Raw genomic sequence first — 15,741 nt, 5'->3', positions numbered from 1 at the left:
GTGAACCGTAGGAAAGCGAGCTGCTCCGTGAGCGAGAACCCGCAGGTGGATCCCCTACAGGGCTTCGGCGAGGCGCACCAGGGCGCCGGCCAGGCGTACCAAGGCGCCGGCGGCCAGGCGTATCAAGGCCCGGGCCAGGCCCCGCCACCCATGCCCGGTCAGGCGCCGCCACCCGTCCCGCCGCAGGCGCCGGGCGGCGCGCCCTCGGCGTGGTCGCAGCCGGTACCGCCCGGCGGCACGGGCGGACCCGGCGCCTCGGGCCCCGGCGGCGGCCGTTCGCGTGCCTGGCTGATCGGGGGCGCCGCGGCGCTCGTCGTGGCCGTGATCGTCGGCGTCGTCGTCGCCACGTCGGGCGACGACGACAAGGACACCTCGTCGGGCAAGCCCGCGGGCGTGCCGGGCGGCGTCGCCAAGCCGAAGGGGCCCAAGGGGCCCATGGACGAGGAGCCTTCGGGCGGCAAGGCGTACAGCAAGGTGCCCGACGGCTGCGAGCTGATCAAGGCGTCGACCGTCGAGAAGATCCTGCCCGGTGGCGCGTGCACGCCCAGCGCGATGGACAAGGGAGAGGCCGACACGCCCCTGATGATCACCAGGATGCCGCGATGGGAGTCCGACGACTCGGCCAGCTATCAGAGCCTGTCGGTGAGCCTCACGATCGGCGCCAGCGTGAAGGGCCAGTACGACCTCAAGAAGCGCAGCGCTCTCAACGATCTCAACGGCACGCTCAAGGTGGAGGGTTCGCGGCCGGTGAAGGGACTCGGACAGGAGGCCCTCGTCGTCGACACCGTCGACGCCCGGCAGGGCACGATGGCCAAGGGAGAGGTGGTCGTCAGGGACGGCAACGCCTCGATCAGCGTGGAATTCAACTACAGCCGGGACGACTCCGGCACCACCCGGAAGCAGGCCGACGGCGCCGCCATCACCGCCGCCCGCGACGTGCTCGGCTCCCTGAGCTGACCGCCGCGGCGACGACCGTGCCCACCCACCCCTACGCGGACGGCGACCCCACGGCCGTACAGGCCCCGCACACCACCGTGCCGCAGCCGCCAGCCGCCCCCGCCACCCCGACCCGGCCGCTGACCGCCGCCCCGGAGCCGCCGGGCCAGGGCCACCGCGCCCACCCGCCGCGACACGGCCCCGCCCGCATCGGCCCCTACGAGGTCTTCCAGCTCCTCGGCGAGGGCGGCATGGGCCGGGTGTACCTGGCCAGGTCGCCGGGGTCGCGGCTGGTCGCCCTGAAGGTGATCCGGCCCGAGTACGCGGAGGCGCCCAACTTCCGCGGACGGTTCCGGCGCGAGGCCGAGTCCGCCCGCCGCGTCAACGGCTTCTTCACGCCGCCCGTGCTCGACGCGGACGCGGACGCCCCGCAGCCCTGGCTGGCCACGGCCTACGTCCCCGCGCCCTCGCTGCACGATGTCGTACGCGGCTTCGGCGTGCTGTCCGAGGCGGGGCTGCGGGCCTTGGGCGCCGGCCTCGCGGAGGCGCTGCCCGCCATCCACGACGCGGGCATCGTGCACCGCGACCTCAAGCCCGGCAACGTACTCGTCACCGAGGACGGGCCCCGCGTCATCGACTTCGGCATCAGCAGCGCGGTGGACGCCACCCAAGTGACGCGTACCGGCGCCGTGATGGGCACGCCCGGGTTCATGGCGCCCGAGCAGATCGTGTCGAGCCGCGACGCCGGTCCCGCGGCGGACATCTTCTCGCTGGGCTGCGTCCTGGTCTACGCGGCCACCGGGCGCGGCCCCTTCGGCTCGGGAGGGACGGCCGAGATCCTCTACCGGGCCGTCCACCAGCCGCCCCAACTCGACGGCGTACCGGCCGCGTTGACGGAGCTCATCGGCGCCTGCCTGGACAAGGACCCGGCCCGCAGGCCGACCGCCGCCGCCGTCCTCGCCGCGCTGGGGGCCGCCGATCCCGCCGCGCTGCTCGTGCCGGGCCTGCGCGATGACCTGGCGCGGCGACGGGCGCACGCCGACGTCCTGGTGTCCGCACCGCCCGTGCCCGCGGCGTCCCTCGTGGCGTCCGCCGACTCCTTCGACACCGCCACCCGCGGGAGGCCCAGCCGCCGCAGGTTCCTGTGGCTCGCCGCGGCCGGCACCACCGTCGCGGCGGGCGGCGGGGCGGCGGCGCTGGCAGGCTGGCGCCCGGCGCCCGGCACTAACCCGGCCCGCGACGGCGGCAGCAGCGGCAGCGGAAGCAGCAGCGCGGGCAGCACCGGCAGGTCCGCGCCCAAGGTCCCGGCCGGCCCCGCGCCCCGGTGGTCGGTCCCCCTGAAGAAGCTCTCGACCCCGCAACTGCAGCTCCTCGGCGACGTGCTGGTGCACTGGGAGCAGCGGCGCGCGACCGCCTACGGCACCGCCGACGGGAAGGAGCGCTGGGAGGGGGAACTGCGCATGCCCTCCGGCGTCTCGGGGACCCCGACGTGGCTGGGCGTGGGCGGGTCGACGCTGTTCGCCTCGGTCTGGAGCGGCGAACGCGGCCTCCTGTTCGGCCTCGACGCCACCGGCAGACAGAAGTTCACGCACACGGTCACCGAGTCGAAGGCCGGTGCGCTCTCCGCCGACTTCGTCGAGAGCCTCCTGTCCGTCGCCGGCCCGGTCGCGGTCGTCGGCACCAGCGGCCACAAGGGGTACGGGGTCGCCGCGGTCGACCTCGGCTCGGGCGAGGTGCTCTGGTCGCGCAAGGTCAACGGCAGCGACTTCCAGGCGTACGCGGACGGGGACCGCTGTTTCCTCCAGGACAACGGCACCCTCCGCGGTCTCGGCCTGCGCTCGGGCGACGAACGGTGGAAGGTCGGGAACGTCATCGAACCCGGCGCCTATCCCCGGCTCTCCACCGACGGGAAGACCCTGCTCGTCGCGAGCACCAAGGTGCAGGCCTTCCGCGCGGCCGTCGGCAAGAAGCTGTGGACCGCCGTCAACGAGACGACGTCCATCGGCGCGGCCCGGGTCCGCGGCGAACGGGCGTACCTCTACGACAGTCCGGGCACCGTGTTCGCCCTGGACATGCGCGACGGAGAGCAGGTCTGGCACCGGGCGAGCCCGGTCCATCTGACGTCCCCCGGCGGCGCCCACGACCAGGGGCCCGCCGCCTCCTCGGCCGTCCTGGCCATCCCCACCTGGGCCACCGGCGACGTCCCGGGCTTCATCGTGCTCCGCCGCTCCGACGGGAAACCGCTCTGGGCGCACCAGCCCGCCGGCGACGGGGACGGGGCCGGGGGCAAGAGCAGCTGGCTGCTCCAGCTCACCGGCGACATGCTCTACGCCGCGTCCGACACCACCCTCCACGCCTTCCGGAGCGACACGACGTGACCATGCCGCCCACCCCGCCCCTGCCGCCGTCCACACCCTCCGTGCCGCCGTCAACCGGCCCCGCACCCGTCCCCGCACCCGCGCCGCCCTCGCAGGCCGCCCCGCCCCCGCAGGCCGCCCCCGTCGCGTACATCGGCCCCTACCGGGTGATCCGGGAGCTCGGCGCGGGCGGCATGGGCCGGGTCCACCTCGCCGCGTCGCGCAGCGGCCGCGCGGTGGCCGTCAAGGTCGTACGGCCCGAACTGGCCGCGGACCCCGACTTCCGCCGCCGCTTCAAGGCCGAGGTCGACGCCGCCCGCGCGGTGTCCGGCGCCTTCACCGCGCCGGTCGTGGACGCCGACCCCGAGGGGCCGCAGCCGTGGCTCGCCACCGCGTACATCCCCGGCCCCTCCCTCACCGACGCCCTGGACGCCCACGGGCCGATGCCCGAGCCCACCCTGCGCGTGCTCGGCGGCGGCCTGGCCGAGGCGCTGGCCGCGATCCACCGCGCCGGGCTCATCCACCGCGACCTCAAGCCGTCCAACATCCTGCTCACCCTCGACGGGCCCCGGGTCATCGACTTCGGCATCAGCCGGGCCGTCGACGGGACCGTGCTCACCGCCGAGGGGCAGGTCGCGGGCTCGCCCGGTTTCATGTCGCCGGAACAGTCGAGAGGGGGTGAACTCACCGCTGCCAGCGATGTGTTCGCCTTCGGCGCGGTGCTCGCCTTCGCGGCCACCGGCGTGCCGCCCTTCGGCACCGGCGCGGTGCACGCCCTCCTCTACCGGGCCGCCTACGAGGAGCCGGAGCTGACCGGCGTCCCGCACGGCCTGCTCGGCATCGTCACCGCCTGCCTCGCCAAGGATCCCGCCCACCGCCCCACTGTGGAGCAGTTGCAGACCTGGCTGCGCCCGGAGACCACCGCGGGCTGGCTCGGCGCGGTCGAGCTCCAGGTGACCGAGGACCAGCGCACGCTGGCCGGCGCGCTGCGCGGCCCGCTGCTCGGCCGCCGCGGGCTGCTGGCCGGCGGCGCCGCGCTCGCCGTGACCGCTGCGGCGGGCGGCACCGCCTGGTTCCTGAGCTCGCGCGGGGACGGCGCGGGCCCGTCGGCCACCCCCGAACTCGTCTGGACCAAGGAACTTCCGCGCCCCGGCATGTTCCTGGACGAGGTGACCCGGTCCACGCTGCTGTGCACCGAGAAGGCCGTGGGCGCCTGCTTCGACCGGAGCACCGGCAAGCTCCTGTGGAAGGACCTCGACGGCCAGAACACCGACGCCCTCGCGGACGACAAGCACGTCTACACGGTGCGCACCGACGGCAAGGTGTACGGGTTCGACGGCCGGTCGGGGAAGAAGCTGTGGGACGCGCCGGGCGGCGATGACGCTCCCCAACTCGGCTTCACCGACGGTGAGTTGGTGCTGACCAGCAGCCGCGGGCGGTTCCGGGCCCTGGAGGCGTCGAGCGGTGAGGAGCGGTGGACCTCCCCGGAGACGAAGGAAGTCGGCTCGGTCATCGGCGTCACCCCGGCGGGCGCGCCGCTGCTCTGGGGCAGCGCGTCGAAGGTCACCCCGGGCGCGATGCTCATGGGTTGTGCCGCACTCGACCGCAAGACCGGCGAGCGGCTGTGGGCGAAGGACCTCGTCACCCTCCAACCGCCGGAGAAGGGCACGAAGAGCAAGGTGCTCCACGGCATCGACGCCGACATGAAAGTGCTCGCCCTGGACCCCGAGGCCGGCCGGACGCTCTGGAGCAGGCCGACCCGGCTGCCGCCGACGAACAGCGAGATCATCGGCTACTCACGATCCCTGAGCCTGCTCGACGGCACCCTGTTCTGCTACCCGAGCACCGGCTTCAACGGCTCGACCCGCGGCCTGCTCGCCGCCTTCGACCCCGGCTCGGGCAAGACCCTGTGGTCGGTGCGGACCACCGCCCGCGGCAACCGCGGCTTCGCGCGCGCCGGTTCGACCGTCTGTTACCTGGACAAGAAGGTCCTGTACGGTCTCGACGCCGCGACCGGCGCGAAGCGCTGGACGGCCGGGTCGGGCCTCGCCGACCTCGACCTGCTCGGCGCCGTGCGCGGACTCTTCTTCGCCGCGGGCACGAAGGGCCTCTACGCCTTCGACGCGGGAACCGGCGAGCAGGTCTGGCACCACCGGGTCTCCGGCGGCTCGGGGAAATGGTCGGGGCGGGCCGTCGGCGGCGACCTGTACGCCGCCTGGTCGGGCAGGCTGTTCCGGGTCAGGGTGCCGCAGGCGTAGGGCGGACCGCGCCCGCCCCACACACAGCGACGGGGGCGGGGTCACTCCACGAACAGCCCCCGCGCCGCCGCCCCCGCGTCGAACTCCTCCAACCGGGCCTGGGCGTCCGGCAGGTCGTCGCACATCGCCTCCAGCAGGACGCGGCCGAGGAGCATCGGGGCGCACGCCGTGTCGAAGGCGAGGCCGGTGCCGACCGCGGCCGGCAGGAGGAGGTCGGAGTGGGCGGCGACCGGGGCGAACGCGGAGTCGGCGACGGTGACCACCGTCAGGCCCGCGGCCCGCGCGTGGGCGAGCGCGTCGACGACCTCGCGGGGGTGGCGCGGCAACGCGAAGCAGAGCAGCGTCGTGGCGCCCGCCCGCACCGCCGCGTCGACGCGGTCGGCCAGCATCGTGCCGCCCTCGTCGAGCAGGCGCACGTCGGGGTGGACCTTCGCGGCGAAGTACGAGAAGCCGTACGCCTGCGACGCGGCGGCCCGCAGGCCGAGGACGAGCAGGGGGCGGGACGCGGCGAGGAGCCGGCCCGCGCGCTCGACCGGCGCGGGGTCGGCGAGGACCTCCGCCAGGTGCCGGAGGTTCTCGATCTCCGCCTCGACCGCCTGCTGGTACTCGTTGGCGGCGGCCGCCCCCGAACTCTCCGCGGGGGCCACGTCCCGCAGGTGCCTGCGCAGCGCCGGGTAGCCGTCGAAGCCGAGGGCGACGGCGAAGCGGGTGACCGACGGCTGGCTCACCCCGGCCAGTTCGGCGAGCTCCACGCTGGAGAGGAAGGGCGCGTCGGCGGCCCTGCGCACCATGCAGTGCGCGATGCGCCGCTGCGTGGGCGTGAGCCGGTGGCCCTCGAAGAGCACCTGCAGTCGCGCGGCAGGGCTGTCAGTCATGCCGTCCCCCTCAGAAGGTCCGTACCCGCACTCGTTCCGGCGCCGGGCTCCGACCACAGTCCGGTGAACCGGTCCAGCAGCCCGGTCGCCGCCGTCACATCATCCGTCAACGGCCGGTCGGCGAGCTCCGCGTCCAGGACCGCGTCGGCGAGTTCGAAGGCGCGGGCGAGCGGGGTGTCCGGGTCAAGGCGCAGGCCGCGCTCGCGCAACGCCCGGGTGGCCGCGACCAGTTCGCAGCCGACCACCAGACGGTACGCCGCGCAGGCGCGCAGGGTCTGGCGGGCGGCCAGGGAGGCGAAGCTGGCCTGTTCCTCGACGCCGCGGGAGAGCACCGCGTGGCCGAGGGAGGCGGGCGCGGAGAGGGCGCGCAGGTCGCCGAGTGCGGCGCCGGCGGCGTATTCGAGGATCATCACGCCCGACGAGGCCGGTTCGCCGTCGGCGAGGAAGGGGCGCAGGCGGGTGAAGGCCGGTTCGTTCAGGGTGGACAGGCGGGAGGTGGAGAGCCGGGCGACCTGGGTGGTGGCGAGCCTGAAGTGGTCGAGTGCCAGGGTGAGTTGGGCGAGGTAGAAGCCGCCGTGGTGGTAGGCGGCCAGGTCCTCGGGGCAGATCAGCGGGTTCTCGGCGGCCGCGTTGATCTCGACGGTGAGGACGTCCTCCAGGGCGGTGGCCGCGTCGTGCGCGGGGCCGTGGATCTGCGGCAGACAGCGGAACCCGTAGGGGTCCTGGATGCGGCCGAGCGGCGGCGTTGGGCGGTCGGGGGCGCCGAGCAGGTGGCGCATGCGGGCGGCGACCGCGTGCGAGCCGGGGTGGCGGCGCGCCTCGTGGACGGGCAGCGCGTACGCCTCGTACGACCCGTCGACCGCCATCAGGGACAGCGCGGCGACCACCTGGGTGGCGCCGATCAGGCCGCGCAGTTCGTGCAGGGCGAGCGCGGACTGGCCGAGGGTGAGGGCGTTGCTGCTGATCAGGGCGAGGGCGTCATTGTTGTCGAGGGGCTGGGGGGCGGGCGGCTTCCCGGGGCCCTGCCAGGGGTGTTCGCCGGCGAGCGCGAGGCCCATCTGGGCGAGGGCGGCGATGTCGCCGGTGCCGACCGAGCCGAACTCGTTGACCGTCGGGTAGGCGCCGGCCTCCAGGGCCTCGCAGAGGGCGGTGACGACGCTGGGGCGCAGGCCGGCGCCGCCGGCGAGCAGCTGGTTGGCGCGGACGGCGAGCATCGCGCGGACCTCGCGGGCGGGCAGCTCCTCACCGATGGCCCCGGCGTGCGAGCGCAGCAGCCGCAGGCCGTGGTCGGCGGCCGCCTCGGTGGGCACATCCTCATTCCGGTTCGCGCCGACGCCGGTGGAGCGGCCGTAGACGCGGCCCCACGCGGCGATCTCGCGGGCGGCGTTCCAGGAGTTCTCGGCGCGCTGCATCCCGTCGGTGGCGGGCACCGGCCTGGCATCGGATTCGGCCAGGCGTACGACGTCTGCGACCATCATTCCCCGGCCGTCGAGGATGACGACCGCTCCCCTGTCGCCGGTCGCCGTGTCCGCGATACGAGACGACTTCACTCGCATTCCCTCCTCAATCGGACGTCCTGTCTTGCCCATCGGCCACTTGTTACCAGGGTTTTCTGCCGGAAGCGCCGAGAACTATTGACAACCTATTCAGACAGCAAGAACTCTGCATGACGATATACAGCCGGGCAAGGGACTCCACATGATCCAGTTCGATACGGTCCACAAACGCTTCCCGAACGGCACCACAGCGGTCCACGACCTCACCCTCGAGATGCCGGAAGGCGGCGTGACCGTCCTCGTCGGATCTTCCGGTTGCGGCAAGACGACGACGCTCCGCATGATCAACCGGATGGTCGACCCGACCTCCGGCACCATCCGCGTCGGCGGCCGCGACGTCCTGGAGCAGGACGCGGCGGAGCTGCGCCGCTCCATCGGTTACGTCATCCAGCAGGCCGGGCTCTTTCCGCACCGCACGGTCCTCGACAACGTCGCCACGGTGCCGCTGCTGCTCGGCTGGGGCCGGCGCAAGGCCCGCGCCCGCGCGGCCGAGCTCCTGGAGACGGTGGGGCTCGCCCCGGACGCGGGCAAGCGGTACCCGCACCAGCTCTCCGGCGGACAGCAGCAGCGGGTCGGCGTGGCCCGCGCGCTCGCCGCGGATCCGCCGGTGCTGCTCATGGACGAGCCGTTCGGCGCGGTCGACCCGGTGGTCCGCACCCAGCTCCAGGACGAACTGCTGCGACTCCAGCGGGAGTTGAACAAGACCATCGTCTTCGTCACGCACGACATCGACGAGGCGGTGCGGCTCGGCGACCGGATAGCCGTCTTCCGTACGGGCGGGCACCTCGTGCAGTGCGCCGAGCCGACGGAGCTCCTCGCCCGCCCTGCGGACGACTTCGTCGCGGACTTCCTGGGCGCGGAGCGGGGCCTGAAGCTGTTGTCCCTGACGACGCTGGCGGGTGTCCCGCAGGGGCCGGCCCCCGAGGGCGGGGCGTGGACGCTCCGCATGGACGCGGCGGGGGTGCCGGTTGCCTGGCGGCACAAGGACGGTGACGCGGCCGACGTTCCCGTACGGGCGCTGCGTGACGCGGACTCGCTGCTGTCCGCCCTCAACGAGTCCATATCCGCCCCGACGGGGCTGGTGGCCCGCGTCGACGCGGCGGGCGTCCTGACCGGCGTGTCGTCCCGGGAGGACATCCACGACGGGGCGGGAGCGGCCCACGAGAGAGGCCGCGGCCCGGTGGGGGCGGGGCAGTCGGCTGCGGGCCCGGTGGGGGCTGGTCGCGCAGTTCCCCGCGCCCCTGAGTCGACCACCGGGCCCGGCACGGAGGAGTCCCGCCCAGAGGTGCGGGCCGAGGAGGACCACCTAGGGGCGCGGGGAACTGCGCGACCAGCCGAGAGCGATCCGCACCCGCCAGAGGACCCCCCGCGGCAGACGGACCCGCGCCCCAAGGGTGACGCCGCCCCCGCCGAGGGCCCCGCATGACCATCGACTGGTCGTGGATCGGCGACCATGCCGATGACCTCACCACCCTCACCCTCTCCCACCTCCAGGCCGCCCTCTCGGCCGTCGCCCTGGGGTTGCTCATATCTCTCCCGCTGGCCGTCGTCGCCCACCGCGTCCGCCCCCTGCGCGGACTCCTCCTCGGGCTCTCCAACGTCCTGTTCACCATCCCGTCCATCGCCGTCTTCGTGCTGCTCCTGCCGGTCAGCGGACTCACCCGTACCACCACCGTCACCGGCCTGACGATCTACACGCTCGTCGTGCTGCTGCGGAACACCGTCGAGGGCCTCGACTCCGTGCCCGCGAGGACCAAGGAAGCCGCCAAGGCCATGGGCACCCGGCCGCTGCGCACCCTGCTCACCGTCGAACTCCCCCTCGCCCTGCCGGTGATCATGGCGGGCGTACGGATCGCGACGGTCATGTCGATCTCGCTGGTCTCCGTGGCGACGTACATCGGCGACGGCGGACTCGGCCAGCTCTTCACCGACGGCTTCCAGCGCAACTTCCCCACCCCGGTGATCGTCGGCGTCGTCCTCACGCTGCTGCTCGCGCTCGTCGCGGACGCCCTGCTCGTCACCCTCCAGTACGTCCTGACGCCCTGGACCCGCCGCCGCAGGAGTGCCTGACATGTACGAACTCTTCAAGGACCTCGGCGCCTGGCTGGTCAGCGACGAGCAGTGGACGGGCCCGGACGGCATCGCCCACCGCCTCGCCGAGCACCTGCAGTACTCGCTGCTCGCCACCTTCATCGCCGCCGCCATCGCGCTGCCGCTCGGCCTGCTCATCGGGCACACGGGGCGTGGCGCCTTCGTCGCCATCAACCTGTCCTCGTTCGGCCGCGCGCTGCCCACCGTCGGCCTCGTCGTGCTGGTCTTCCTGGCGAGCGGGCTCTCCATGTGGCCCGTCTACATCGCGCTCGTCGCGCTCGCGGTGCCGGCCATCGTCACCAACACGTACGCGGGCATGACCGCCGTCGACCTCGAGGTGAAGGACGCGGCGCGCGGCCAGGGCATGCGCGCCCACCAGGTGCTGTTCCAGGTCGAGTTGCCGCTCGCGCTGCCACTCATCATGACGGGGCTGCGGCTCGCGCTGATCCAGGTCGTCGCGACGGCCACCATCGCCGCGTACGTCTCCTTCGGCGGGCTCGGCCGGTACGTCTTCGACGGCCTGGCCCAGCGCGACCTGGTCCAGGTGCTCGGCGGCGCCGTGCTCGTCGCGCTCGTCGCCGTCGTACTCGACCTCGCGCTCGCCGCCCTGCAGCGCACCCTCTTCCGCCACCGCCCCGCCCGACAGGCCTAGGAGCACACACCAGATGGCCCCCATATCCCGCAGAAACCTCATCGGCGGACTCCTCGCCACCGCATCCGTCCCCGCGCTCGCCGCCTGCAGCGGCGGCATCACCTCGCTGAACGGCGACGGGTCCGGCGGCGGCGGAGGCGGCTCCAGCAAGGGCGGCGTCACCATCGGCACCGCCAACTTCACCGAGAACCAGGTCCTCGGATACCTGTACGCGGCCGCCCTGGAGGCGGCCGGCGTGAAGACGAGCGTGCGCCCCAACCTCGGCACCCGCGAGATCCTCATCCCCGCCCTCAAGGGCGGCGACATCGACCTGCTGCCCGAGTACCAGGGCGCGCTCCTGCACTACCTGGACCCCAAGGCGAAGGCCGCCGAGGAGGGCGAGATGCAGAACGCCCTCGCCATGCGCCTCCCGCGCGGCCTGCAGATCCTCCCGTACGGGAAGGCCGAGGACTCCGACGCGTTCGTCGTGACCCGCGAGACCGCGAAGGAGTACGGCCTGAAGTCCCTCGCCGACCTGGCGAAGCACAACGGCAAACTCGTCATCGGCGCCGCCGCCGAGGTGAAGAAGCGCACCGTCGGCGCGGTCGGCCTGAAGGACGTCTACGGCGTCGAGTTCAAGGAGTTCAAGTCGCTCGACTCGTCCGGGCCGCTGGTGAAGGGCGCGCTGCGCAAGGGCGACGTCGACGTCGCGAACCTCTTCACCACCGACACCGACATCGCCGCCGAACACTGGGTCGTCCTCACCGACCCCAAGCACCTCGTCCCCGGCCAGCACGTCGTCCCGCTCGTCGCCGACCGCAAGGCCGACTCGACCGTGCGCAAGGCGCTCGCCCGGCTCGGCGCGCTCCTGACGACCGAGCAGCTCACCGAGCTCAACCGCCTGGTGGACAAGAACAAGAAGGACCCCGAGGACGTCGCACAGGACTGGGCGGAGCGGCACGGCCTCACGAAGTAGCAGCACGGCCTCACGAAGCAACAGCACGGCCTCACGAAGTGACAGCAGGGAAGTCCCGTACGGAACGGAACAAGGGAGTTGACCGGCATGGCGGCAGAGGACCTGGTGGAGCGGCGCTCCATCGACGTCGTCCCCGACGACGAACGGCACGGCACGGCGTTCAGCCAGTTCACGCTCTGGCTCGGCGCCAATCTCCAGATCACCGCGGTCGTCACGGGCGCGCTCGCCGTCGTCTTCGGCGGCGACGTGGTGTGGTCCCTCGTGGGCCTGGTCCTCGGCAATCTGCTGGGCGGCGCGGTGATGGCCCTGCACTCGGCGCAGGGCCCGAAGCTCGGCCTGCCGCAGATGATCCAGTCGCGGGCCCAGTTCGGGGTGAAGGGCGCGGTCGTCCCGCTGCTCCTGGTCATCCTCATGTACGTCGGGTTCTTCGCGAGCGGCAGCGTGCTCGCCGGACAGGCCACCGCGGAGCTCACGCACACCGACGACACCACCGGCATCGTGCTCTTCGCCCTGGTCACGGCGGTCATGGCGGCGGTCGGCTACCGCGTCATCCACACCCTCGGCCGGGTGGCGAGCGTGATCTGCGCGCTCGCCTTCGTCTACCTCGGCATCCGGCTCCTGGACCGCGTGGACCTCTCGGCGCTGCTGTCGGACGCCCACTTCGACCTGCCGATGTTCCTGCTCGCCGTCTCCCTCTCGGCCTCCTGGCAGCTGGCCTTCGGCCCGTACGTGGCCGACTACTCGCGCTATCTGCCGCGCACGACGTCGGCGAAGGCCACGTTCTGGTGGACCCTTTCCGGTTCGGCGCTCGGCTCGCAGTGGTCGATGACGTTCGGGGTGCTCGTGGCGGCGAGCGCGGGGGACGCCTTCCTCGCCGACCAGGTCGGCTATGTGGTCGGCCTCGGCGGCACCGGTCTGATCGCCTCCTTCCTGTACTTCGTGATCGCGCTCGGCAAGCTGACCATCAACGTGCTCAACACCTACGGCGGCTTCATGTCGATGGTGACGAGCATCAGCGGCTTCCGCGGACAGCGGGTCCTCGGGCAGCGCGGGCGGGCCGCGTACATCGCGGTGATCATGGTGGCGGGCACGGCGGTCGCGCTGCTCGGCAAGGACAGCTTCCTGACGTCGTTCAAGGACTTCCTGCTGTTCCTGCTGACCTTCTTCACGCCCTGGTCGGCGATCAACCTGGTCGACTACTACCTGATCTCGCGCGAGCGGTACGACATCCCCGCCCTCTTCGACCCGCGCGGCCGTTACGGCGCGTGGCGCTGGGACGCCCTCGTCGTCTACGGGGCCGGGGTCCTCGCCCAGCTCCCCTTCCTCGCCACGCACTTCTACACGGGCCCGCTGGTCGAGCCGCTGGGCGGCGCCGACGTCTCATGGATCGTGGGGCTCGTGGTGCCCGCGGTGCTGTACTGGGCGCTCGCCCGCCGGAACCGGCCCGTTCCTGGGGGTGGTGCCCGGACGGAAAGGGGGGTTAGCCCCACCGCGACCGAGGCGCCCGCGCCGTAACGTAACCGGGTATGGAAGCCCGTGACCCCGAACTCAAGAAGGAACTCGACGCCACTCTGCACGCCCGCAGAGAGCTCGGCGAAGAGTACGACGCCGCCTTGGTCGACTCGTTCCTGGGGAAGATCGAGCAGCGCCTGGACGGCACGGTCGACCGCCGGATGCGCCGCCACCTCGCCGAGCAGCAGATGGTGGTCGCCCGCGGCGCCCGCACCCCCGGCAGCCCCGTCGACTCCTGGAGCGAACGCTGCGGGTTCGGCGTGATCTCGCTGATCCTGGCCATCCCGCTGTCCGCCATCGCCGTGGTCAACGCCGACCTGACCGGCCTCTTCGTCTGCTGGGCCGGCATCTTCGGCGTGAACGCGGTGCACGCCCTGCGCGGCGCCGACCTGGGAGGGCGCCGCAGGGAACGCTCCTCGGAGTGGGACGACTGAGGGCGCACCGCGCCCCGGCGGCTCACGCCTGGCGGGTGGGCAGCACGATCAGCTGACGCAGGTTGACGTGGCGCGGCCGGCTCGTCGCGTACGCGATGAGGTCGGCGACGTCGTCCGCGGCCAGCGAGCCGATCGCGCCGAACATGCCGTCCAGCTGCCCGCTCAGCTCCGTGTTGTCGATGTGCCCGCGCAGCCCGGTCTCGGTGAGGCCCGGCTCGACGTTGGTGACGCGCACGTCCCGCGGGCCGAGCTCGGTGCGCAGCGACTCCGACAGATAGGTCAGCGCGGCCTTCGTCGCCCCGTACACCGCGTAGTGCGGGAAGGTGACGTGCGCGCCGACGGACGAGATGTTGACCAAATCAGCTGTCCCGCCCCCGTCGGCCGCGGCGATCAGGTCCGGCGTGAAGGCGCCGATGATCCGCAGCGCGCCCGCCACATTGGTGTCCAGCATGCGCTGCCACTCGTCGGTGCGGTGGGCGGTCACCGGGTTCGGCAGCATCACGCCCGCGGCGTTCACCACCAGGTCGACGCGTCCGTACGCCGCGTGCACGCGCTCCACGGCGGCGTCCACCGACGCCTGGTCGGTGACGTCGGCGGTGACGGCGAGCGCCCGGCCGCCGTCCGCCTCGATCTTCCCGGCCAGCTCGTCGAGCAGCTCCGCGCGCCGGGCAAGCAGGACGACGCGGGCGCCCCGGGCGGCGAGCAGCCGGGCCGTGGCCTCGCCGATGCCGCTGGCGGCGCCGGTGACGAGGGCGGTGCGGTCGACAAGGTTCTCGTACGACATGGCTGAACTCCCTGTGTGATCAGTGGGGTCGGTGCGGGGTCGGTGCCGTCCGGGGCGTTCCCCGGCGGCGAGAACCACTCTGCGCGTCCCGTGCCGCGCTACCCAGGGCTGTGCTTTTCCTGGGTCCGGCAGTACCAGGCTGGAATCCGGCCGCCCCTCTAGGATCGACCGCATGGACGGCGACCTCGGAGACTTCCTGCGCTCACGGCGCGGCCGCATACAGCCCGCGGACGTGGGCCTCACCGCGCACGGGCGGCGGCGCGTGCCGGGCCTGCGTCGCGAGGAGGTCGCGCAGCTGGCGGGCGTCAGCGTGGACTACTACATCCGCCTCGAACAGGGGCGCGGGCCCTCGGTGTCCGACGCGGTGCTCGACGCGATCGCCCGGGTGCTGCGCCTGGACGAGACGGAGCACGCCTATCTGCGCACCGTGGCCCGGCCCCGGCCGCGCCCTCGCCGGCCCCGGGCCCCCGCGCAACGGGTCCGCCCCGGCCTGCGGTTGCTCCTGGACACCATCGACCGGGCGCCGGCGTTCATCTTCGGCCGCCGCATGGACGTGCTGGCCTGGAACGCGCTGGCCGACGCGCTCAACGGCTTCTCCGCGCTGTCGCCCGCGGAACGGAACGTCCCGCGCCAGGTGTTCCTGGAAGGCCCCGGGCGCGACTGCTACCCGGAGTGGGAGGCGGTGGCCGCGGAGACGGTCGCGTATCTGCGCCTGGACGCGGCGCGCTGCCCCTCGGACGCGGAACTCTGCGCCCTGGTGGGCGAGTTGTCCGTCAAGAGCGAGGATTTCCGGCGACTGTGGGCCGACCACCAGGTGAAGGAAAAGACCCACGGCGTGAAGCGGATGAACCATCCGGTGGTGGGGGAACTCGTCCTCCCCTACGAGACGTTGGCGCTGCCCGGCGATCCCGACCAGCTCATGGTCGTCTACACCCCCGAGCCGGGCTCGGAAAGCGCGGACCGACTGTCCCTCCTGGCCAGCTGGACCACCCCGACCGAACCGGCCCGCCCCTGAGCTCCCCGGTTGCGCAGTTCCCCGCGCCCCTAAGTGATTCGTCCTTCTGCGGGCGCGCCGTGGCTGATCGCGCAGTTCCCCGCGCCCCTGGGTGGGCCCCGTGAACGCCCGCCGTCAAGTGCCGCCCGCCGGAGGTGCCGTCAGGGGCGCGGGGAACTGCGCGACAAGCCCCCACCGGGCCGCAGACGAAGACCGCAGGTCAAGGCCGCTCACGGGGACCACCGCACCGCCGGAGAGGTCCCCGGAGGCCGGGACGACGGTGGTCCCCGTGAGGGACGTGCGGCCGGGTCAGAGCCGGACGCACGTCCAGACGTAC

General features: G+C 73.1%; 13 protein-coding genes. 10 read left to right on the top strand and 3 right to left on the bottom strand.

The window, feature by feature from the left end; genetic code table 11:
• Nucleotides 1–27: 27 nt before the first annotated feature.
• From ACFYO9_RS23415 to ACFYO9_RS23405, 3 genes are read left to right on the top strand one after another with little or no spacing between them, the layout of a single operon-like run.
• The gene (locus tag ACFYO9_RS23415) at nt 28–957 is read left to right on the top strand and encodes a hypothetical protein (protein ID WP_358776227.1); all 930 of its coding nucleotides are present in this window, start codon (nt 28–30) and stop codon (nt 955–957) included.
• A gap of 17 nt (nt 958–974) precedes the next feature.
• On the top strand, nt 975–3,314 hold the full coding sequence (locus ACFYO9_RS23410) for a protein kinase (RefSeq protein WP_358776229.1): 2,340 nt from the start codon (nt 975–977) through the stop codon (nt 3,312–3,314).
• 2 nt (nt 3,315–3,316) lie between these two features.
• Complete coding sequence (locus ACFYO9_RS23405; protein WP_358776328.1) at nt 3,317–5,551, top strand: PQQ-binding-like beta-propeller repeat protein; 2,235 nt, start codon at nt 3,317–3,319, stop codon at nt 5,549–5,551.
• Nucleotides 5,552–5,592: 41 nt separating this feature from the next.
• Here the strand turns inward: ACFYO9_RS23405 and ACFYO9_RS23400 are convergent, their stop codons facing one another.
• Complete coding sequence (locus ACFYO9_RS23400) at nt 5,593–6,426, bottom strand: MurR/RpiR family transcriptional regulator (RefSeq protein ID WP_358776231.1); 834 nt, start codon at nt 6,424–6,426, stop codon at nt 5,593–5,595.
• Nucleotides 6,423–7,982 carry an aromatic amino acid ammonia-lyase gene (locus ACFYO9_RS23395; RefSeq protein WP_358776233.1) on the bottom strand — a complete coding sequence of 520 codons (1,560 nt, stop codon included), beginning with the start codon at nt 7,980–7,982 and terminating at the stop codon, nt 6,423–6,425. Before ACFYO9_RS23395 ends, ACFYO9_RS23400 begins: the two co-directional genes overlap by 4 nt.
• 142 nt (nt 7,983–8,124) lie before the next feature.
• Between ACFYO9_RS23395 and ACFYO9_RS23390 the strand changes: the two genes are divergently transcribed.
• The 6 genes from ACFYO9_RS23390 to ACFYO9_RS23365 all read left to right on the top strand — a co-directional run bounded on the left by ACFYO9_RS23390 (nt 8,125) and on the right by ACFYO9_RS23365 (nt 13,626).
• Nucleotides 8,125–9,408, top strand: a complete 1,284-nt coding sequence (locus tag ACFYO9_RS23390) for an ATP-binding cassette domain-containing protein (protein WP_358776235.1) — start codon at nt 8,125–8,127, stop codon at nt 9,406–9,408.
• Nucleotides 9,405–10,052 (top strand): ABC transporter permease, encoded by a 648-nt coding sequence (locus ACFYO9_RS23385; RefSeq protein WP_358776237.1) that lies wholly within the window; start codon nt 9,405–9,407, stop codon nt 10,050–10,052. Before ACFYO9_RS23390 ends, ACFYO9_RS23385 begins: the two co-directional genes overlap by 4 nt.
• A 1-nt stretch (nt 10,053) precedes the next feature.
• Nucleotides 10,054–10,725, top strand: coding sequence for an ABC transporter permease (locus ACFYO9_RS23380; protein ID WP_358776238.1), 672 nt, complete (start codon nt 10,054–10,056; stop codon nt 10,723–10,725).
• A gap of 22 nt (nt 10,726–10,747) precedes the next feature.
• Complete coding sequence (locus tag ACFYO9_RS23375) at nt 10,748–11,680, top strand: ABC transporter substrate-binding protein (protein ID WP_358776330.1); 933 nt, start codon at nt 10,748–10,750, stop codon at nt 11,678–11,680.
• A gap of 87 nt (nt 11,681–11,767) precedes the next feature.
• Complete coding sequence (locus ACFYO9_RS23370) at nt 11,768–13,195, top strand: cytosine permease (protein ID WP_358776240.1); 1,428 nt, start codon at nt 11,768–11,770, stop codon at nt 13,193–13,195.
• Nucleotides 13,196–13,206: 11 nt separating this feature from the next.
• Nucleotides 13,207–13,626, top strand: coding sequence for a hypothetical protein (locus ACFYO9_RS23365; RefSeq protein WP_358776242.1), 420 nt, complete (start codon nt 13,207–13,209; stop codon nt 13,624–13,626).
• Nucleotides 13,627–13,648: 22 nt separating this feature from the next.
• Here ACFYO9_RS23365 and ACFYO9_RS23360 read toward each other — a convergent pair whose 3' ends face one another.
• Nucleotides 13,649–14,410: an SDR family oxidoreductase gene (locus ACFYO9_RS23360; RefSeq protein ID WP_358776244.1), complete on the bottom strand. Its 762-nt coding sequence runs from the start codon at nt 14,408–14,410 to the stop codon at nt 13,649–13,651.
• A gap of 172 nt (nt 14,411–14,582) precedes the next feature.
• On the opposite strand from ACFYO9_RS23360, the gene ACFYO9_RS23355 reads away from it, so the two are divergent.
• Entirely contained in the window at nt 14,583–15,425 is an 843-nt protein-coding gene (locus ACFYO9_RS23355) for a helix-turn-helix transcriptional regulator (protein WP_358776245.1), read from the top strand.
• Nucleotides 15,426–15,741 lie beyond the last annotated feature (316 nt).

It is taken from the genome of Streptomyces sp. NPDC005863, assembly GCF_042871345.1.
Taxonomy (GTDB): Bacteria; Actinomycetota; Actinomycetes; order Streptomycetales; family Streptomycetaceae; genus Streptomyces.
The sequence above is the reverse complement of the archived record's forward strand: the minus strand, read 5'-3'. Positions and strand labels throughout refer to the sequence as shown.